At 45.3% G+C, this 18903-nt stretch carries 19 protein-coding genes; 13 read left to right on the forward strand and 6 right to left on the reverse strand.

Annotated elements, in window-relative coordinates; all coding sequences use genetic code 11:
- Positions 1-11: 11 nt before the first annotated feature.
- From ACXAFM_RS10845 to dnaB, 3 genes are all read left to right on the forward strand, one after another.
- The gene (locus tag ACXAFM_RS10845; RefSeq protein WP_474834550.1) at positions 12-1025 is read left to right on the forward strand and encodes a DUF4097 family beta strand repeat-containing protein; all 1014 of its coding nucleotides are present in this window, start codon (positions 12-14) and stop codon (positions 1023-1025) included.
- Between the two features lie 264 nt (positions 1026-1289).
- A complete protein-coding gene (locus ACXAFM_RS10850; RefSeq protein WP_474829376.1) occupies positions 1290-1760 on the forward strand; it encodes a hypothetical protein in 471 nt (156 codons plus the stop codon).
- Positions 1761-1875: 115 nt separating this feature from the next.
- On the forward strand, positions 1876-3261 hold the full coding sequence (gene dnaB, locus ACXAFM_RS10855) for a replicative DNA helicase (protein ID WP_179984856.1): 1386 nt from the start codon (positions 1876-1878) through the stop codon (positions 3259-3261).
- Positions 3262-3414: 153 nt separating this feature from the next.
- Here dnaB and ACXAFM_RS10860 read toward each other — a convergent pair whose 3' ends face one another.
- From ACXAFM_RS10860 to rsd, 5 genes are all read right to left on the reverse strand, one after another.
- Positions 3415-4611 carry an OmpA family protein gene (locus tag ACXAFM_RS10860; protein WP_474829379.1) on the reverse strand — a complete coding sequence of 399 codons (1197 nt, stop codon included), beginning with the start codon at positions 4609-4611 and terminating at the stop codon, positions 3415-3417.
- Between the two features lie 101 nt (positions 4612-4712).
- Positions 4713-5150, reverse strand: a complete 438-nt coding sequence (locus tag ACXAFM_RS10865) for a secondary thiamine-phosphate synthase enzyme YjbQ (RefSeq protein WP_269918476.1) — start codon at positions 5148-5150, stop codon at positions 4713-4715.
- Complete coding sequence (locus tag ACXAFM_RS10870; RefSeq protein ID WP_118491578.1) at positions 5140-5604, reverse strand: chemotaxis protein CheX; 465 nt, start codon at positions 5602-5604, stop codon at positions 5140-5142. Before ACXAFM_RS10870 ends, ACXAFM_RS10865 begins: the two co-directional genes overlap by 11 nt.
- Positions 5594-6067, reverse strand: a complete 474-nt coding sequence (locus ACXAFM_RS10875) for a transcriptional repressor (protein ID WP_474804052.1) — start codon at positions 6065-6067, stop codon at positions 5594-5596. Before ACXAFM_RS10875 ends, ACXAFM_RS10870 begins: the two co-directional genes overlap by 11 nt.
- A 35-nt stretch (positions 6068-6102) precedes the next feature.
- A complete protein-coding gene (gene rsd, locus ACXAFM_RS10880; RefSeq protein WP_474829382.1) occupies positions 6103-6567 on the reverse strand; it encodes a sigma D regulator in 465 nt (154 codons plus the stop codon).
- A 224-nt stretch (positions 6568-6791) separates the two neighbouring features.
- On the opposite strand from rsd, the gene nudC reads away from it, so the two are divergent.
- The 3 genes from nudC (at position 6792) to ACXAFM_RS10895 (ending at position 9654) form a co-directional block, all read left to right on the forward strand.
- Positions 6792-7625, forward strand: a complete 834-nt coding sequence (gene nudC, locus ACXAFM_RS10885; protein ID WP_474829384.1) for an NAD(+) diphosphatase — start codon at positions 6792-6794, stop codon at positions 7623-7625.
- Between the two features lie 266 nt (positions 7626-7891).
- Positions 7892-8983, forward strand: a complete 1092-nt coding sequence (gene hemE, locus ACXAFM_RS10890) for a uroporphyrinogen decarboxylase (protein ID WP_179984851.1) — start codon at positions 7892-7894, stop codon at positions 8981-8983.
- Between the two features lie 23 nt (positions 8984-9006).
- On the forward strand, positions 9007-9654 hold the full coding sequence (locus ACXAFM_RS10895) for a hypothetical protein (RefSeq protein ID WP_474829387.1): 648 nt from the start codon (positions 9007-9009) through the stop codon (positions 9652-9654).
- A gap of 40 nt (positions 9655-9694) precedes the next feature.
- On the opposite strand, the gene queG is transcribed toward ACXAFM_RS10895, so the two are convergent.
- Positions 9695-10837 (reverse strand): tRNA epoxyqueuosine(34) reductase QueG, encoded by a 1143-nt coding sequence (gene queG / locus ACXAFM_RS10900; protein WP_474834552.1) that lies wholly within the window; start codon positions 10835-10837, stop codon positions 9695-9697.
- A 6-nt stretch (positions 10838-10843) separates the two neighbouring features.
- Between queG and ACXAFM_RS10905 the strand changes: the two genes are divergently transcribed.
- From ACXAFM_RS10905 to hflX, 7 genes are all read left to right on the forward strand, one after another.
- Positions 10844-12343, forward strand: coding sequence for a bifunctional ADP-dependent NAD(P)H-hydrate dehydratase/NAD(P)H-hydrate epimerase (locus tag ACXAFM_RS10905; RefSeq protein WP_039221788.1), 1500 nt, complete (start codon positions 10844-10846; stop codon positions 12341-12343).
- Positions 12344-12412: 69 nt separating this feature from the next.
- A complete protein-coding gene (gene tsaE / locus ACXAFM_RS10910; protein ID WP_474834554.1) occupies positions 12413-12895 on the forward strand; it encodes a tRNA (adenosine(37)-N6)-threonylcarbamoyltransferase complex ATPase subunit type 1 TsaE in 483 nt (160 codons plus the stop codon).
- An 85-nt stretch (positions 12896-12980) separates the two neighbouring features.
- Positions 12981-14330: an N-acetylmuramoyl-L-alanine amidase gene (locus ACXAFM_RS10915; RefSeq protein WP_474834556.1), complete on the forward strand. Its 1350-nt coding sequence runs from the start codon at positions 12981-12983 to the stop codon at positions 14328-14330.
- A 110-nt stretch (positions 14331-14440) separates the two neighbouring features.
- On the forward strand, positions 14441-16306 hold the full coding sequence (gene mutL / locus ACXAFM_RS10920) for a DNA mismatch repair endonuclease MutL (protein ID WP_474834558.1): 1866 nt from the start codon (positions 14441-14443) through the stop codon (positions 16304-16306).
- Complete coding sequence (miaA, locus tag ACXAFM_RS10925; protein ID WP_474834560.1) at positions 16290-17243, forward strand: tRNA (adenosine(37)-N6)-dimethylallyltransferase MiaA; 954 nt, start codon at positions 16290-16292, stop codon at positions 17241-17243. The genes mutL and miaA overlap by 17 nt, the downstream gene beginning before the upstream one ends.
- A 78-nt stretch (positions 17244-17321) precedes the next feature.
- Positions 17322-17570 (forward strand): RNA chaperone Hfq, encoded by a 249-nt coding sequence (hfq, locus tag ACXAFM_RS10930; protein ID WP_014951092.1) that lies wholly within the window; start codon positions 17322-17324, stop codon positions 17568-17570.
- Between the two features lie 17 nt (positions 17571-17587).
- On the forward strand, positions 17588-18877 hold the full coding sequence (gene hflX, locus ACXAFM_RS10935) for a ribosome rescue GTPase HflX (RefSeq protein WP_474829398.1): 1290 nt from the start codon (positions 17588-17590) through the stop codon (positions 18875-18877).
- The last annotated feature ends 26 nt before the right edge of the window (positions 18878-18903 follow it).

Here is an 18903-nt window from a genome sequence, read left to right on the forward strand (position 1 = left end):
AGGGCTTTAAAATGACTAAAAATATGAAAAACACAATATCGGATAAGTTAACGCACACGTTCAGCACATCGAACAGGGTTAAAGCTGTGCTAACTACGGCATTATTAAGCATTGCTACTGCCGCCTTTGCGGGTGAAAAAGTTGATAAAACCATTGATACCTCATCCTCTCCTAAAGTTGATATTGAACATATCGATGGAAAGGCTGACATCCGAGTGTGGGATAAAGCTCAGGTACGGGTAACAGGAGAGCTTGGTGATCAAACCGAAGAATTTATTTTCGAAAAGCGCGGCGATGTTATTGTTATTCACGTGGAGGTAGAGCACCACTCAAAGAGTTGGTATCAGAAGAGTCGAGATGGTGACGACCTGATAATTTACGTGCCATCGGCAAGCGACCTTCATTACACCGCAGTTAACGCGGATGTGAAAGCTAAAGGAATAACAAAAGCGGTAGATGTAGAAGTTGTTAACGGCAATGTCACGCTGGAAAACATTGGTGAGCGCGTAGAGGTTGAATCTGTGAATGGCGATATCTTATTAAAGAACGTCAGAGGCCGTTTAGAAGCCGGCACGGTTAACGGCGATATAGAAGCAACGCACGAAGGTACCACGCCTGTGAGTTTTACAGCGGTAAATGGAAAGCTTGATATAGCATCGAGCAGCCCTGACTTATCTGTTGAAACTGTGAATGGACGTATTGATCTATCGTTGCAAAATATTGATAGCCTGCAGATAAATACCGTTAACGGCCGTACTTTCGCTAAATTGGGGCTGAATTCGAATGGCAGTATTAAAGCCAATTCGGTTGGTGGTGCGATGGAATTTGTTTTCCAAGATGATGTGTCAGCCCAGTTTGATATTGAGACACACGCAGGTGGAAATATTGTGAATAATATTAGCGATGAAAAAGCCCAAAAACCGAAGTATGGCCCGGGTAGCTGGCTACGCTTTATCCACAACGGTGGCGCTGCAAATGTAGATATCTCTACGGTACACGGTCGGGTTGAAATAGACCAAAACTGAATAAGCTATAGGCAACCCAATTGAAACTTTAGGTTGAAAAAATGAATTTAGTCCACATTTATTAATCATCAATGAAGTGATTGTTGAAAAGCTGCGAGTAAACGCAGCTTTTTTCTTTGGTCGCTGAATGTTGGTATTTGGGCGTTTAGTGAGAACCATAAAAAAGGTTTAAGGCTCTATAGTCAAGTGACTTCAAGTGAATTTTATATAGGGCTTCTACGTTACACTACTTATTTTTAATGAATTTTATATGTGGAGAGTCAATTGAGTATTATTGGACACGTCAAAAGGTTTTGGCGGTTTCATAGCCTAGTTATTGGTGCGTTTGGGATATGTGCGCTAACCTTAGGTTGTGCTGTTCAAGAGCCCGCTTATTATGAAGGGACTTGGGTTGTTACTAAGGCTTATAATGTGGGCATAACTGCTCACTCAACAGCTGAATCAGAGCAGTTTCTCGGGCGCTCTGTAACCTATGAAAAAGAGAAGGCGAAACTTGACCAAGCCTTTTGCGAGTCGCCTGTGTATACATCTGAAGAGATGAGTGGAAGTGACTTTCACGCTACTTTTGGGACATCACCTTCTTCATTAGACTTTAGTGATGACAAGATCACCCAAGTTAATTTGGATTGTTCAGATAGCGAGGCAATCATTGGGTCGACACTGATTTTTCAGGAAAATATCAATACTTACACCTTGGTAGATGGTACGTTTTTGAAGCTAGAAAAAGCGCTATAGCCTAAGCGGTCTTTTTAGGCTCTCGTAATAAAAGACCTGCTTCCTTTGTTGTGACATGTGCGTTAAAAGCGCATAATATCCAACTGGTTTTTGTGCATCAGAATAGGCTTTACTTGTGGCGTCTGCGTCTAACAACGATAAAAATGTTGATAAATTGAAGGTTCCCCCTCATAGCATTGAGGCCGAGCAGTCTGTTTTAGGCAGCATGCTTATCGACCCTGAAAGTTGGGATAAGGTCGCGGAACTCGTTACCGATAACGACTTTTATAATCGTTCACATCAAATAATCTTCCGTGCTATCACGCGATTGCTCAATAGCAGTCAGCCGATAGATCTTATTACCGTATCCGAAGAGCTTGAGAAGCACGATGAACTCGAAGATGCGGGTGGTTTTGCTTATCTCGGCGAGTTAGCAAAAAATACCCCGAGTTCTGCAAATGTCGTCTCTTATGCGCAAATTATCAGCGAACGCGCTATAACACGGGAGCTAATCGGTGTAGCCCATGAAATTGCTGAAGTAGGCTACAACCCTGAAGGCCGAGACAGTGCAGACATTCTTGATCTTGCGGAAAGTAAAGTATTCGAAATCGCCGAGCGAAGAACTGGTGAAAACGAGGGGCCTCGTGATGTCGAATCTATTCTAGGTAAGACCATCGACCGTCTAGAAGAGCTGGTAAAAACCAATAAAGAAGTAACGGGTGTTACAACGGGCTTTACCGATCTAGATAAAATGACCAGTGGTATGCAGCCTTCTGATCTTATCATTGTGGCGGCGCGTCCATCGATGGGTAAAACTACCTTTGCCATGAACTTGATTGAAAACGCCATGATGGCAGAAGAAAAGCCAGTGCTAGTCTTCAGTCTAGAGATGCCTTCTGAACAAATCATGATGCGTATGTTGGCATCGTTAAGTCGCGTAGACCAAACTAAAATCCGTACTGCACAACTAGATGATGAGGACTGGGCACGTATATCCAACACCATGGCTATGCTCAAAGACAAAGACAGCTTATTTGTTGATGACTCTTCCGGTCTAACACCAATGGACGTGCGAAGCCGAGCCCGTAAGCTTGCACGGGAGCGCGGCGGGATTAGCCTTATCATGGTGGATTACCTTCAGCTAATGCGAGTACCGTCGCTAAGCGATAACCGTACATTAGAAATTGCCGAAATATCACGGTCATTAAAAGCGCTGGCTAAAGAACTTGAAGTACCTGTAGTTGCACTGTCGCAGCTTAACCGTACGCTTGAGCAACGTGCCGATAAACGCCCCGTTAACTCTGACCTTCGTGAGTCTGGTTCAATCGAGCAGGATGCCGACCTTATTATGTTTATTTATCGTGATGAGGTATATCATGAAAATAGTGAGTATAAGGGTATTGCAGAAATAATCATTGGAAAGCAGCGTAACGGCCCAATTGGCACCTGTCGACTTACCTTCCAAGGTCAGTTTTCACGATTTGATAACTACGCAGGCCCTGCCATTGCTGATGAGTACTAACGCCCTATCTTTGGTCGAGTTAATTGTCTAAGTAATTTCCAAGCTGTGGTTGAATAGCGTGCTGCATTCGTTTCTGCAAAACGCTATTTAGGACGGGTCGATAGATACAAAAAAGGCGCCTTTCGGCGCCTTCTTCAATTCATATAATATGAATTACTTTTCTTCAGCTACTTTCACTGTGTCTTTAACTGTCACTGAAATGCGACGGTTAACACGGTGTGCTTCAGCATTATTGCCTTCGTCTAGAAGCTGAGTTTCGCCGTAACCGATAGTCTCTAGGCGAGAGCTGTCGATACCGTACATGTCTACCATTACTTCTTTGAAGTTAGCAGCACGACGCTTAGAAAGGTCCATGTTGTACGCTTCAGAACCTGGTGCAGAAGTATGGCCTTCTACTACCGCAGTTGTTGAAGGATACTGCTTCATGAACTCAGCAAATTCAGAGATTTCTGGATCTTTAGGCATTTTAACAACAGCACTTTCGTTGTCGAATAGAACGCGTAGCGTAATTTCTACCGTCTCTTCGTCAAACACTGTACAGCCTTTAGCGTCAACTTTAACGCCTGCTGGAGTATCAGGGCACATGTCTTTGCTGTCTACAACGCCGTCATTGTCGGCATCTTTAAGTGCACAACCAGTAGCATCTACTTTAGTGCCAGCTGGAGTGTTAGGACACTGATCAACGCTGTTTAGAACGCCGTCGTTGTCGTTATCAACGCTGCAACCAGTCGCATCAACGCGAACGCCAGCTGGAGTCATTGGGCACTGGTCTTTACCATCTACAACACCGTCGTTGTCGCTGTCTTTAGGAGCAGCAGGTGTAGATTTGCCAAATGGTACAGCGATACCTAGCTTAATGCTGTAATCGTTGTAGTCTTCACCAAAGTCGTGGTATGCCGCGATTTCAGTAACAAGCTTAACGCTTTCATGAAGGTCCCAGTGTTTACCGATACCGATGTTACCTAGCGTAGTTGACTCACCCACAGCTTGGCGCTTAACACCACCAAACACGAACCATGCATCGTTAGGCATGAAATAAAGTGCGTCAACACCAACCATCTCGCCGCTGTCGTCACCGCCGCCAGCATAATCAAGGTCTAGCGCTGTAAATTCAACACGAGCAGCCCAGCTTTGAGTGAAACGGAAACCGTATTCAAAAGATACACCACGGCCGTCGTCGTATAACTCGCCTTCAGTAAGGTCTAGCGGGCGTGAGTCATCAGTGTTGTAGTACATGCCAGAAAGGCCGAACCAGTTTTTATACTCTGGCTCAGAAGAGTCTTGAGCAAATGCACTAGTAGATGAAAGTACAGCAAGAGATAGCGCTGCCATTTTAAAGTGTTGTTTCATAGTCACATCCTGTTTAACGTTGAGTGATTATCGATTTTTGATAATTTTGTGTTGTGCTTAGCAAATAATGCCAGCACAAATTGTGCCATTTATAATATGGGTTAGGCTGCTATCCCTTGTAATGTGGCAATAATTGTTCGTCTTCCACCATGATCTCGGTGTTCACCGAGCATGATACCCTGCCACGTACCAAGTGCAAGTTTGCCTTGTTGGACAGGAATGGTAAGTTGACAGCCTAGTATACTCGATTTTAAGTGAGCAGGCATATCATCTTTACCTTCATAAGTATGCCTGAAAAAAGAAAGTTCTTCTTTTACACTATGGTTGAAGAAAGCTTCCATATCGTGCCTCACCGTAGGGTCGGCATTTTCGTTTATCGTTAAGCTTGCGCTGGTATGTTGAAGCCATAGGTGTAGCAGCCCAACTTCAACATGGCGAATATTCGGTAGCGCAGATTCTACTTGGTCGGTTATTAGGTGAAATCCTCTGGGGTAACTGTCGAGTGTAATTTTTTCAGAGTGCCAGAAATTATTTGTCAAAACAGATTTCCAAATGCGCTAATCCCTCATCACACATAAAGGGGAGAATAATTTTAGCGCCATCAACCTGATGGCTGATAGTGTGTTGCTTTCCCGACACAACGATAGGTGTCGCCATTCCAAACTCGAACCCGCGTTCTGCAAGATCTCGTTTTGCGTTTCCGCAAATCATATTGGTAACTTCACCAACCATATCACCCACTTCAGCATCGAGTTTTTCAGGGCGCTCTCCAACCATTCGCTCCATAATTGTAAGGGCAAGTGATTCATCAAACGTGATAGACATAGAACCGCGAACATCTGGACCTACCATGCCTATCAAACCAGAAACGTCACCTTTCGCGATATCACTCTGTTTGCGTTTGGGCTTGCCCGGTGTCAACTTTGTTTGTGCCATCGTTTCTAGCACGTTTAGCAGGCCGGCAATAAAAGGGTTCACAAAATCAGCATTCATGTACACTCTCCTGGTCAGTGTGCTCTTCGGTTTGTTGGCAGTCGGCACATAATCCATGGGCCTCGATCGTTTGTTTTGAGACTTTAAAGCCGTGCTGTTTGGCCTGATTATCGAGAGTATCTTGAAGACCTTCAGATTGAATTTCAGCAACATCTCCACAGCTGTCACAAATTAAGAACTGAACGGGGTGGTTACATCCGAAATGGTAACAAGCTACGAACGCATTGGTAGACTCTAAGCGATGAATGAAACCAAAATCGAGAAGAAAATCTAAAGCGCGATACACGGTGGCAGGTTTTGCACTGGACTCCGTTTCTTTTAATGAGTCGAGTAGTTCATAAGCACCCATGGGGCCGTGCTTTGATACAAGAATCTCGTACACCTTTTCTCTAAGCGGTGTAAATCTAGCGCCGCGCTGTTCACAATACGCGCGTGCCTTATGGATAAGTGTGGTTTTGTTCATTGATGATAACCGTAAACTCGACTTTCATTGTTATATTAAAGCGCTACTTCTGGATCACGTTTGTTTGTGTGAACGTGAGCAATTAACTCATCTTCCAAGGCAAAACGCTCTTCTAATGTTTCTCCAAGCTTGGCTAAGGCAGAATCAAAGCCTGCAGCCTGCTCTGGCGTCACTGCTTGCGCAAACGTATCATTGAATTCCAGTGCGGCGTCAGTGGTTTTTGTCAATTCAGGGTAAAGCTTGTCCCGCAGTGCCGAACCCTCACTGTCACCCTCAACTAAAATATCGAAAACTTCGAAGTGACCAGCAGAGAGATAATCGAGTAAAGCACCACAAAAGTTTGCGATTTCATCGGCATCGGGTAAACACTCGCTCTGACTGTTAATGCCGGCAAGTTCACAGTACGAGACTAGTAAAGCTTGTCTGTCTAAAAGCCAACGGTCTATGACCTGACTTTTGCCACCCCATTTAGATTTTACGCTTTCCAACTGTTGCAACATTGTATGTGCTACCCGTTTAGCGACAATAAGTTTCAGTATAACACCGTGCACTAGCGACACAAATTTTGCACGAAAAAGTTTGCAGTAAAAACATGGTGCTAAGGCAGACTAACACGCAGTGGACGGGTTATTTGTCTTGAATTTACAAATTTTGGTCAGAATGTACAGTAACCTTTATCAGCCCTAGTGTATTATGAAGTACAGAAGCGTAGGAGTAACATGAGATGATGATAAAGTTAGATGAAGGGAAGTTGTCCTCCCAGCAGGCGATGTGGGTGGTTTTTAGTCGTGGAAAAGTTCTAGTACAAGAATCATCTGAGTCTATTCCCGTTGCTTATCTGAGTGAAATTCCTTTCCTAGCGTCATATGTTAACGAAATACATCAACTCCCGCCGTTAAACGAAACAGCACACAGAGAATTACCTGTCTTTGTTGTAGATTTAGGCGCTGAACACATAGATGAACCCGGTTGGGAAAAAGTATCGCTTAGACAACTTTTGTTTGCAGAATACGACATTGCTTTTTCTGTTATTGGTAGAGCTTGGCAATACATTCACTTTTTACGAACACACCAGTTTTGTGGCCAGTGCGGTGCGAAAACCGAGCGTGTAGATTGGGAGATGGCTATGCAGTGTTACCGCTGTCAGCATCGCACCTATCCAAGGGTGTCCCCATGTATTATCGTTTCTATTCACAACAATGAAAAAATACTATTAGCAAAAGGGGTTCGCCACAAGGAGTCTAATATGTATTCGACCCTTGCCGGCTTTGTTGAAAGCGGGGAGAGTTTAGAGCAAGCCGTCCATCGAGAAGTATTTGAAGAGGTTGGTGTAAAAGTTAAAAACTTGCGTTACTACAACAGCCAGCCTTGGCCGTTTCCTCACTCACTTATGGTAGGTTTTATTGCTGAGTATGATGGCGGAGAAATTCGTTGCCAAGAAAACGAGATAGATGACGCACAGTGGTTCGAAGTGGATGCACTGCCGACTATTCCGCCTAAAGTGTCTATCGCTGGGCAGCTAATCGAGAAAACAGTGTCTCTCATCGGAGACAAATAAAAAACCCTGCCGAAGCAGGGTTTCAATACATTTAGCACGGTCCCATAAAGGGCTTCTTTTATTTAACGGTTATAGTAATAGCAAACACTCACTTTAAGTGCAAGTTACTTTTTAAACAATGTGCAAGGAATGTTCGTCTTTAATTATCGACACTACGTCGATTTGTCATTAAAACATCGACTTTTTAATTCAGGTTTTAGCACACCTTGTTCAGAATGCTGGTATACTTCGCGGTTCAAATATAGACAGTTATTTAGGTGAGTTATATGTCGCAAAATTTCCCCAGTGTTGATAAGCCCGCGTTGAAGAATGATCGTTACTTACGTGCATTACTTAAGCAGCCGGTTGATATGACACCTGTATGGATGATGCGACAAGCAGGACGCTACCTTCCTGAGTATAAAGCGACCCGTGCAGTAGCAGGCGACTTTATGTCGTTATGCAAAAATGCAGAGCTTGCCTGTGAAGTAACGCTGCAGCCTTTACGCCGCTTTCCTCTCGATGCCGCTATTCTTTTCTCTGATATTTTGACTATCCCAGATGCAATGGGGCTTGGTCTTTACTTTGAAACAGGAGAAGGTCCTCGTTTTAAAAATCCGATTACATGCAAAGCGGATGTAGATAAAATTGGTCTGCCGGATCCAGAAGGTGAGCTGCAGTATGTAATGAATGCTGTTCGCACCATTCGCCGAGAGCTAAAAGGTGAAGTACCATTAATTGGCTTTTCTGGAAGCCCTTGGACACTAGCTACCTATATGATCGAAGGTGGTTCAAGTAAGGCCTTTACCAAAATTAAAAAAATGGCATTCGCGGAGCCAGCCACGCTGCACGCATTGTTAGCCAAATTAGCCGACTCTGTAACTGAGTACCTCAATGCTCAAATCGCAGCGGGCGCGCAGTCAGTCATGGTATTCGATACTTGGGGCGGTGTATTGTCTCCTCGTGACTATAAAGAGTTTTCACTTCAATACATGGAGCGCATTGTTAGTGGGCTGACCCGTGAAAATGAAGGTCGTAAAGTGCCTGTTACCTTGTTCACGAAAAACGGTGGTATGTGGCTTGAGTCGATTGCGGCAACAGGTTGTGACGCAGTAGGTTTAGATTGGACTATCGATATTAAAGAAGCCCGTGCACGTATTGGCGATAAAGTAGCGCTTCAAGGCAACATGGACCCTTCTATGTTATACGCTCAGCCGCAAAGAATTGAGCAAGAAGTGGCGTCTATTTTAGAAGGCTACGGCGAAGGAAGCGGTCACGTATTTAATTTAGGCCACGGAATTCATTTAGACGTACCACCTGAAAACGCCGGCGTGTTTGTTAACGCGGTGCACGACCTTAGTAAGCAATATCACAAGTAAGCGACTTCAATAAAGGAAGTGGAATGAAAACGTGGCTTGTGTTGTTGCTGATAGCGTTTGCATTGGTAGCGGGGTATAAATTCTCTGGCTATCAACACCAACTCAGTGAATCCAATGCAGAGAAAGAGCGACTAACCAGTGTGTTAGCGCGCTCTCGCGCCACGGAAACCAGTGAACTTAAAGTCATTAAGCCTGCCGCAAAGCTAGCAAAAAGCGAAACGCCGCGCACTGATATAGACGATAATGAACTAGTCAGCATGCAAGCCGCTGAAAGCGCTCATTCAATACTCCCCGACCCGTTTTATAAGAAAACAGAAGGTTCACTAAATACCTTTTTCGCTTTACCTTCCAACAAAGAACGCTTCATGTTGGAGTCGGTAAAGTGTGGGAATGGGCTATGTGAAATAACAGGTGAGTACGATGGTTCTGAAACTGAGCTATCTTTGGTGATTGCAGCCTTAGAGAAAGAACCATGGTGGCAGTTTGGTTCGCCGACCATTACTACAAAGGAAGTGCAGCGCGGTCTGAGCCTAAATGTGTCTTTTGTTGCCTCATATTTGCCAAGCGCTAAAGTACAAAATGGTACAAGTGCCCGAGTACAAAATAAAAATAGTGCTCAGCCCGACTCGAATAATCAGATTGGAGCGGCCCGCATAGCATCAGCAGGATAACGTTAAAATTTAGGTTTAATGCTGCTTTTATAAGTAAATCTTATGCGTCTCGGGGTAAACCTTTTTCAACAATGCGTATCAGCCGAGCTTGTTGTCTGCTGTCACCACTCGCAGTTTGTTGTTTGTCTTGCTGTTGCGCGATAGCCCAATCAATGTGCCTGTCTACCTGGTCACTCACGCATCCCCGCCTTTCTTTTAAGAGCTGAATAGAGTCTTCGTTAAAGGGCGCATTGCCCAAGGCTACGGCAATGTTGCGCTGCCACTTTTCAAATCCGATACGCCTGATAGGTGAGCCTTCGGTATTGCGCAAAAAGGTTTCTTCAGACCAACAAAACAAATCATTAAGGCTTTGACCGTGCAGTACTTGTCTAGGGTGAAAGTCTTCTTCACTAGTGATATCGGCGAAACGATTCCAAGGGCAGACTAACTGGCAGTCGTCACAGCCATAAATACGATTACCCATCATTGGCCGTAATTCTTCGGGTATGTCTTTATCCGATTCAATGGTGAGGTAGGAAATACAGCGGCGAGCGTCTACTTTATATGGCGCTACAATCGCGTTTGTTGGGCAGATGGTTAAGCACGCTGTGCAGCTTCCGCAACCTTCTTCAACAGGTGTATCTACCGGCAGCGGTAAATTAATAAAAAGTTCACCTAGGAAGAACCAAGAGCCGGCGTCTTTATTAAGTGTAAGGCTATGCTTACCAGTCCAGCCAATACCCGCTTTTTCGGCAATGGCGTGTTCCAGCACAGGTGCCGAGTCGACAAACGGGCGATATTGGGTATGCGCAAGGGAGGCGGTAATTTTTTCGCCTAGTTGCTTTAAGCGCTTACGTAAAACTTTGTGATAGTCACGACCCAATGCATAGCGGCTGATGTATCCTATTTCTGGCTTTTTTAAATGCTTGGCAAACGAGGCGTCAGGAGGTAAGTAGTTCATGCGAACGCTGATAACCCGCAATGTCCCCGGGACCAACTCATCAGGCCGGGCACGCTTCATCCCATGACTTTCCATAAAGGCCATGTCACCGTGATACCCATTGTCTAACCATTCCTGTAGGTGTGCCTCGTGCTGATGCAGATCAATATCGCTGATGCCAACCTGCTGAAAGCCTAGCGCTGTACCCCAAGCCTTGATATTGTTGGTTAATTCAACAAGGTCGATAGAACTAAATTCGGACATGTGCTCATGCTAGATACTCAATTAACGTCAAGTTTATCATACAAATTATTTCGGGCCGATCAGGTTAGGGAAAATGAGGGACAAGCCGCCGCGGATTCGGGCTGCGATATGTTCACGTTAATGCAACGAGCTGGTGATGTGGTATTTAAGCAGTGTCTTGAGCTTATGCCAAACTCAGACGTTTACTTAGTGCTGGTGGGCCAAGGTAACAATGCGGGTGACGGCTACATTGCAGCAATAAACGCAAAACTTGCGGGTAAACAAGTGCATTTATGTGCGGTTGAGCCTGAACGTACGCTGGAAGGTGATGCTGGCAAAGCACAGCAGCGCTGGCTTGATTCAGGAGGCAGTATCAATGGGTTTGACGCTGCGCTCCTCGAGAAGTCTGACGTAGTGATTGATGCGCTTCTTGGTACAGGTATTAATAGCTACATTCGCAATGAGTTTGCAGACATCATTGATGCGGTGAACACGTCATCAACACCGGTTGTAAGCGTTGATGTGCCGTCAGGGCTTGATGCAAATACAGGACAGAGCCTGGGGCGATGTGTTCAGGCCGATATCACCGTGACTTTTGTGGGCATTAAGCCGGGGCTTGTTACTGGTGCGGGTAAACAATCGTGCGGTAAGTTAGTGTATGCGGACTTGGGTATCGGCAAAGCGTTCCAAGCATTAGCTAAAGCGAGCGCGACCATGCTAAATATCGACCACTTTAAAGGTATGGGGCCACGGGAGATTAACAGTCATAAAGGGACTTACGGTCGACTATTGTGCATTGGCGGTAATCGCGGAACAGCAGGTGCCATTCGACTCGCCAGCGAAGCCGCACTTCGAAGCGGTGCGGGCATGGTACGCGTGTATACCCATGAGTCGTCGGTCGTTCAGGTCAGTGCAGGCAGACCTGAACTCATGGTCACCGACTTTAATTTGGAAGATGCATTAGCTTGGGCAACCTGTGTGGTTATTGGACCGGGTCTTGGGCAAGATGAATGGGCAGAAAGCGCATTTGAAACCACCATGAAGCACTGTCAAAGCCAAAATAAGCCTGTGGTCATTGATGCTGACGCGCTGAATCTGTTGTGTCAGCAGTCAACCGCGTACACCTTGTCTGACAGTATTTTAACCCCTCACGCAGGCGAGGCTGCGCGTTTACTCGGTGTTTCTATTGATGATGTAGAAAGCGACCGTTTTAACTACGCAAGGCAGTGCTCACAGCGATACCATGCGGTCTGTGTACTAAAAGGGGCGGGCACGCTTATCGACAATGAAAAGAAAACCTGGGTTTGCCGTCACGGTAATCCTGGTATGGCTACCGCAGGAAGTGGTGATGTATTAAGCGGAATATTGGGTGCGTTGCTCGCGCAAGGTGTAGAAACAGACATTGCAGCAAAATATGGTGTGGTGCTTCATGCAAAGGCCGGTGATGATATTGCCCAACTGTATGGTCAACGTGGTATGATAGCGAGCGATTTGTTCGACGCAGTACGTGCGCTTATCAACCACTAAATAGGTTGGTTTTGTCTTAAACGGGCAGGCATCTACTGTGTTTCTTTGTATTACTGTGGAATATTGTTGATGTCTTACCCGCATACCTCTTTTTTTGCTAATGAAGTAGATGATACTGCGCAGCTTGCCAGAGATTTAGCGCAGGCCGTTTCGAGTCAACTCCCTACCGATGCTGTTATTTATTTAAACGGCGACTTAGGTGCAGGGAAAACGACATTTTGCCGATATTTCATTCAATCGTTAGGTCATTCAGGTAGCGTTAAAAGTCCAACCTATACATTGGTTGAACCTTATGAGTTGGATGGCGTCAATATCTATCACTTCGACCTGTATCGCTTAGCCGACCCAGAAGAGTTGGAGTTCATGGGAATTCGCGATTACTTTGGTTCGGGCGCTATCGCGCTTATTGAATGGTCGGAAAAAGGGGGCGAATACTTGGCATCCCCAGACTTAGTGATTAGTATAAATATTACGCCATCGGGCAGGCAGTTTAATTTGGAAGCAAAAAGTGCCCACGGTGCGAAATTGCTACAGCAATGCAAGCGCGTTTAGCGCAAATGCGAAATGAAAGAAAAACTGAATAAATAGCCGCTCCGGAGTTGACGAGAGCAGCATAACAATAACAGAAAGGCTAATTATGGTGCGCAGTATAGTTTCGGTATTATTATTGTGTTTCGTCGTGCAATTCGCACACGGCGCGCAAAATAACATCGACGGGGTTAGGATATGGCCGTCGCCGGACAATACGCGCGTTGTTTTCGATATGAAATCAGCGCCAGAGTTCACCTATTTTACCCTTAAAAATCCCGTTCGTTTGGTTATCGACATCAAGAATACCAGCGATTCTGCAAAGCTTTCACGCGTAAAGAATAGCGGTGATTTGATCAAAAAACTGCGCTATTCAACCCCTCAAAGTAAGTCATCGGCTAGGATAGTTGTTGAACTTAACAGAAATACGAAGCCCTCATTGTTTGCCGTAACGCCTAATGGCTCTCTAGGTCACAGGCTTGTGGTTGACCTACCTGACAGTGCGCCTAAAACACCTACTACAATGTCGGCATCGACATCAACGGGATCAGTGGTGATTGACGATACAAGTAGCGCTCGTGATAGAGATATTATCGTTGCCATTGATGCCGGACACGGAGGACACGACCCAGGCTCAGTTGGGCCTGCAGGGACGTATGAAAAGCACATCACGCTGAGCATAGCCAAAAAGCTTGAAAGCAAAATCAATCGAGAACCTGGTATGCGTGCCATAATGACACGCGGCGGTGACTATTATATTTCTCCCAATCGTCGTCCTGAAATTGCCAGAGAGAAAAAAGCCGACTTACTTATCTCTATTCACGCCGATGCGTTTAGTCAGCCACAGCCGCGAGGTGGCTCGGTATGGGTGCTCTCAACACGCAGGGCCGACACTGAACTAGGTCGCTGGTTAGAAAAATCAGAGCGCCATTCTGAGCTGTTAGGCGGTGCCGCTGAAGTGATTAATGATAAGTCCAGCGAACGATACCTTACTGAAACCATACTGGGCTTATCTATGGATCACAGCATGGCGACCAGCCATGATTTAGGTAATAAAGTGGTAGAAGAGTTGAAGCAAGTGACCAGCCTCCATAAAAGAAAGCCACAAGCTGCTAGTTTTGCTGTGTTAACCGCGCCAGACATCCCGTCAATATTAGTTGAAGTTGGTTTTATATCGAATCCGCAAGAAGAGAAAAACCTAAATTGGTCGAAATATCGCGAGCGCTTGGCAAATGCAATGTTCAAGGCAACCAAGCGCTACTTCAAGCAAATACCGCCTGATGGTACACTGTGGGCTCAAGAAAAAGCGAACAACAGGACGCACAAAGTCAGAAGCGGTGAATCGCTTTCACTATTGGCGCAGCGCTATAATGTGAAAGTGAGCAGCATTAAAGCTGCTAACGATCTTTCGAGTGATGTTGTTCGCGTTGGACAGGTATTAAATATTCCGAGAACATAAACCATGGTTTGGATTTACCGGATATTGCCAGTGCCTCCATGCGCTTACATATAACCTCATTACGAATTCATATAGTGAATACTATACATTGAATATCATAGGGTAGCCCTTTGCCTATACAGCTTTTATCTCCCCAACTCGCTAACCAAATTGCCGCTGGTGAAGTGGTTGAGCGCCCCGCGTCTGTGGTTAAAGAGTTACTAGAAAACAGCCTTGATGCTGGTGCCACTAAAATAGAAATCGATATCGAAAAAGGTGGTCATAAACGCATTCGAATAAAAGACAATGGGTCAGGCATTGTCAAAAGCGAACTACAGCTGGCATTGAGTCGCCATGCAACCAGCAAAATCACCACTCTGGATGACTTGGAACAAATTCTATCCCTAGGCTTTCGTGGCGAAGCGCTGGCAAGTATTAGCTCGGTAAGCCGATTAACACTGACATCGCGCACTGAATCTCAAAGTGAGGCGTGGCAGGCCTACTGTGAGGGTAGGGAAATGGCGGTAAATATCCAGCCAGCGGCTCACCCTGTTGGCACCACAATTGACGTGGCAGATCTGTTTTACAACACGCCAGCAAGACGTAAGTTTTTACGCACCGAAAAAACCGAATTTCAGCATATTGAAGAAATTATAAAACGCATAGCACTGAGCTATCCCAAGGTTTCATTTGTTTTAAAACATAACGATAAAGTAGCAAAGCGCTTTATCGCCGACAAGGAAGGCAGTTTAGCCACCCGAATTGGCGCTGTGGTTGGACAAAAGTTTGTTCAAAACGCCGTACATATTAGTACCGCGTATGAAGGTCTTCACATTGATGCTTGGCTAGGTAACGAGGTCATGCTTCGCAGCAGTAATGATTGCCAGTTCAGTTTTGTTAACGGCAGAGGCATGCGAGATAAGCTTATTATGCACGCTATTCGTCAAGCGTACGAAAGCGTTTGGGGTGTGGTGGAGCAACCCAGCTTTGTGGTGTACTTAACGGTTAATCCTAAAGATGTGGATGTGAATGTTCACCCCGCTAAGCATGAAGTTAGGTTTCAACAAGGTAGGTTGGTGCACGACTTTATCTGTAAAACCGTGAGTGATGCGCTGCATGCCATGACCGAAGAGCAGCCTCTGGCAGGAATGGACGCAAGCCGTCCTACAGGCTCAGATTTCATGTCATCTCAGGTAGAACACGACTACATTAGGCCCTTACAAGAGCAAACGCCTGATAACGAGCGCGCGTTAAATGAAAGCTCTCATTATCCGTCGGGAGCATATTCGCAAAATTCGACGCATAGTCGGGGTCAATACCTTGGTAACGCGAAACCGCCATCAGCGGGGAGTTTTAGTGGTAGCGGTGGCGCGACGTCTTTGCAAGGAAGAGGGCAAAGTCGAGGGCCAAGCGCTGCTTATCAATCTAATTATAACGCATTGATGACGCCAAATAGTGACATTACCGATAGTGATAACGGCGAACAGCGGACTAATGCTCACGTTAATCTTTCTCCCTTGTGTAGAATTTACCCAAGATCAGAAGAAGTTTACCTCCTTTTTGCAACTAAAGTTGCAAGTATCTGGTTAAGCGAACTATTTTTAAAAGCGAAGCACGGACAACCGCTATTGATGCCTGTCGCCGTTTCACTTGAAAATGTGGATGAAAAGCTTATCGAGTTATTAAACGCATCGCATTTCGAAATAAATAAAGTAGCCGGAAAGTACCGCTTGCAGCAGGTGCCTGCCGGAACAAGGCATTTACCTTGGCTAAAATGGTTTGAATCCTTTTTATCCATCAAGGGTAGCGGTGAATTAGATTCTCTTGAAGGTGCGATGACATCGCTAGTTTTAAAAGAGCAAGTGTTCGACGACGATGTATCAAATATGCTCTGGTACTGGTTGGATCAGCAAAGCGAAGCGAAACAATGGGAAATTATTGAGCAATTTGCTAAAGTGCGCCCCTTAAGTTCGTTGCTAGATGTGTGGGGAGAATAACGTGTCCAATGGCATAAATTCTGCATTACCTGTAATAGCAATTATGGGTCCCACAGCGTCAGGCAAGACGGGGTTGGCGTTAGATATAGCAGCTCAGGTTGATAGTGAAGTAATTAGTGTAGATTCAGCTCTTGTATACAAAGGCATGGATATTGGCACAGCGAAGCCGACGCAGGAAGAACGAGCGGGGGTAGTGCACCACTTAATTGATATTATCGACCCGGCAGATAGCTATTCGGTGTCGCAATTTGTAAACGATACGAATGGGCTTATCGGCGATATTTTAGCTCGAGGCAAGGTGCCAATTTTGGCTGGAGGTACAATGATGTACTTTAATGCCTTGATAAATGGAATTTCGCCACTACCTAAGTCAAATGAAAAAGTACGAGATGATATAACACAGCAGGCACAACGCTTGGGTTGGTCTAAATTACACGATGAATTACGTGGTGTAGACCCAATCAGTGGTGAGAGGATCCACCCAAATGACCCACAGCGTATTACTCGTGCACTGGAAGTGTATAGAAGTACCGGCAAGACGTTGACATATTGGCAACAACAAGAGGGTGAAAAGTGCCCTTATAACATTGCACAATTTGCCATAGCGCCCGAAGACAGGGCAGTGTTGCACGAACGAATCGCGACCCGGTTTGATATGATGCTAGAGCAAGGGTTCGAAAAAGAAGTATTAAAACTCTACGAGCGCAGTGATCTACATGAAGAATTACCTTCTATACGTTCAGTAGGGTATCGACAAATGTGGCAGTACCTAGACGGCCAATTGAGTTACGCAGAAATGCGTGAAAGAGGTATTATCGCTACAAGGCAGCTTGCCAAGCGCCAGCTTACGTGGTTACGGGGCTGGGAGCAGGTTACATGGCTTGACACATTTGCTAACGATAATTTGATTAAAATTACAGCGAAAGTCACACTTTAAATGTTTGAGTGTGGTATACATTAGACGTGCAGTGATAGTGAAATTTCTATCATGAATAATAAAAACTAAGGATATCAAATGGCTAAAGGGCAATCTTTACAAGACCCATTCTTGAACGCTTTGCGTAAGGAACGTATTCCAGTATCAATTTATCTGGTAAACGGTATTAAACTTCAGGGGCAGGTTGAATCATTCGACCAGTTCGTTATTTTACTGAAGAACACAGTAAGCCAAATGGTGTATAAGCACGCGATTTCTACTGTTGTTCCAGCACGCGCTATCACTATGCCTAGCGCAGGAGATTCTGAAAATACTAAAGGTGAATAATTTAAAAGGTAACGCGCTTGTTTGACCGTTATGAAGCCGGTGAACAGGCTGTACTTGTTCATGTTAATTTTTCCGACGAGAACAGTAAAGAAGACTTAAGTGAGCTTGAATTACTTGTGTCTTCAGCAGGAGTAAATGCGGTCGAGGTCATCACGACGTCACGCAGTGCGCCTCATGCTAAGTTTTTTGTTGGTTCAGGTAAGGCAGAGGAAATAGCAGCAGCAGTAAAAGCACACGATGCTAACGTTGTTATTTTCAACCACGCGCTTTCTCCTTCTCAGGAGCGTAATTTAGAAGCGGTGTGTAAATGCCGGGTGTTAGATAGAACTGGGCTTATTCTCGATATTTTCGCGCAGCGCGCGCGAACTCACGAAGGTAAGTTACAGGTTGAACTAGCCCAGTTGAGACATATCTCAACGCGTCTTATCAGAGGATGGACTCACCTTGAGCGTCAAAAAGGTGGTATTGGTCTTCGCGGTCCAGGTGAGACGCAGCTAGAAACTGACCGTCGATTGCTTCGTGGTCGTATTAAAGCCATTCTTCGTCGTTTGGAAAAAGTGCAAAAGCAGCGTGAGCAGGGTCGTCGCTCTCGCAAACGCGCTGAAATTCCAACGGTATCCTTAGTTGGCTATACGAATGCGGGAAAATCGACGCTATTTAACACCATTACCGACTCTCACGTTTACGCTGCCGACCAGTTGTTCGCAACGCTAGATCCTACGTTACGTAAAATCGAGTTAAAAGATGTTGGCCCCGCAATATTGGCCGATACGGTTGGTTTTATTCGTCATCTTCCCCACGACCTAGTTGCCGCATTTAAAGCAACGCTTCAAGAGACACAAGAGGCAGATTTACTGCTTCATGTTGTCGACATTGCCGATGCAAAATATCGTGAAACCATGGACGAGGTGAACGACGTACTTGAAGAAATTGAAGCGGGTGACATTCAACAATTACTAATCTGTAATAAGATTGATAAACTAGACGACGTTCAGCCGCGTATAGAAAGAAATGACGAGGGCGTTCCCGTTAGAGTGTGGTTGTCTGCACAAACGGGCGAAGGGACGGAATTGTTGAGCCAAGCTTTAACTGAATGTTTAGCAAAAAGCATGGTGAACTATACGTTGAAGATTCCACCTGCACAAAGTCAATTGCGCGGCGTGTTGTACGAGCTAAACTGTATTGCAAGTGAAGAATACGACAGTCAGGGAGACTGGGTAGTTGATGTAAGAATGCCCTCTGCCGACTGGAACAGGCTTGAAAAACGTCTGGAAAACGGAATATCAGAGTATGTTGTGCGACATTAAGCAGTGTTAAATACTGCATTGAGCAT

It is taken from the genome of Alteromonas sp. ABD4_190 (assembly GCF_056160105.1).

Bases quoted from the DNA above. Each gene is read 5' to 3' on its own strand.
- ACXAFM_RS10845 (WP_474834550.1), top strand. From the start codon at position 12: ATGACTAAAAATATGAAAAACACAATATCGGATAAGTTAACGCACACG.
- ACXAFM_RS10860 (WP_474829379.1), bottom strand. From the start codon at position 4,611: ATGAAACAACACTTTAAAATGGCAGCGCTATCTCTTGCTGTACTTTCA.
- ACXAFM_RS10870 (WP_118491578.1), bottom strand. From the start codon at position 5,604: ATGAATGCTGATTTTGTGAACCCTTTTATTGCCGGCCTGCTAAACGTG.
- ACXAFM_RS10875 (WP_474804052.1), bottom strand. From the start codon at position 6,067: ATGAACAAAACCACACTTATCCATAAGGCACGCGCGTATTGTGAACAG.
- rsd (WP_474829382.1), bottom strand. From the start codon at position 6,567: ATGTTGCAACAGTTGGAAAGCGTAAAATCTAAATGGGGTGGCAAAAGT.
- nudC (WP_474829384.1), top strand. From the start codon at position 6,792: ATGATGATAAAGTTAGATGAAGGGAAGTTGTCCTCCCAGCAGGCGATG.
- hemE (WP_179984851.1), top strand. From the start codon at position 7,892: ATGTCGCAAAATTTCCCCAGTGTTGATAAGCCCGCGTTGAAGAATGAT.
- ACXAFM_RS10895 (WP_474829387.1), top strand. From the start codon at position 9,007: ATGAAAACGTGGCTTGTGTTGTTGCTGATAGCGTTTGCATTGGTAGCG.
- queG (WP_474834552.1), bottom strand. From the start codon at position 10,837: ATGTCCGAATTTAGTTCTATCGACCTTGTTGAATTAACCAACAATATC.
- ACXAFM_RS10905 (WP_039221788.1), top strand. From the start codon at position 10,844: ATGCTAGATACTCAATTAACGTCAAGTTTATCATACAAATTATTTCGG.
- tsaE (WP_474834554.1), top strand. From the start codon at position 12,413: ATGTCTTACCCGCATACCTCTTTTTTTGCTAATGAAGTAGATGATACT.
- ACXAFM_RS10915 (WP_474834556.1), top strand. From the start codon at position 12,981: ATGGTGCGCAGTATAGTTTCGGTATTATTATTGTGTTTCGTCGTGCAA.
- miaA (WP_474834560.1), top strand. From the start codon at position 16,290: ATGTGTGGGGAGAATAACGTGTCCAATGGCATAAATTCTGCATTACCT.
- hfq (WP_014951092.1), top strand. From the start codon at position 17,322: ATGGCTAAAGGGCAATCTTTACAAGACCCATTCTTGAACGCTTTGCGT.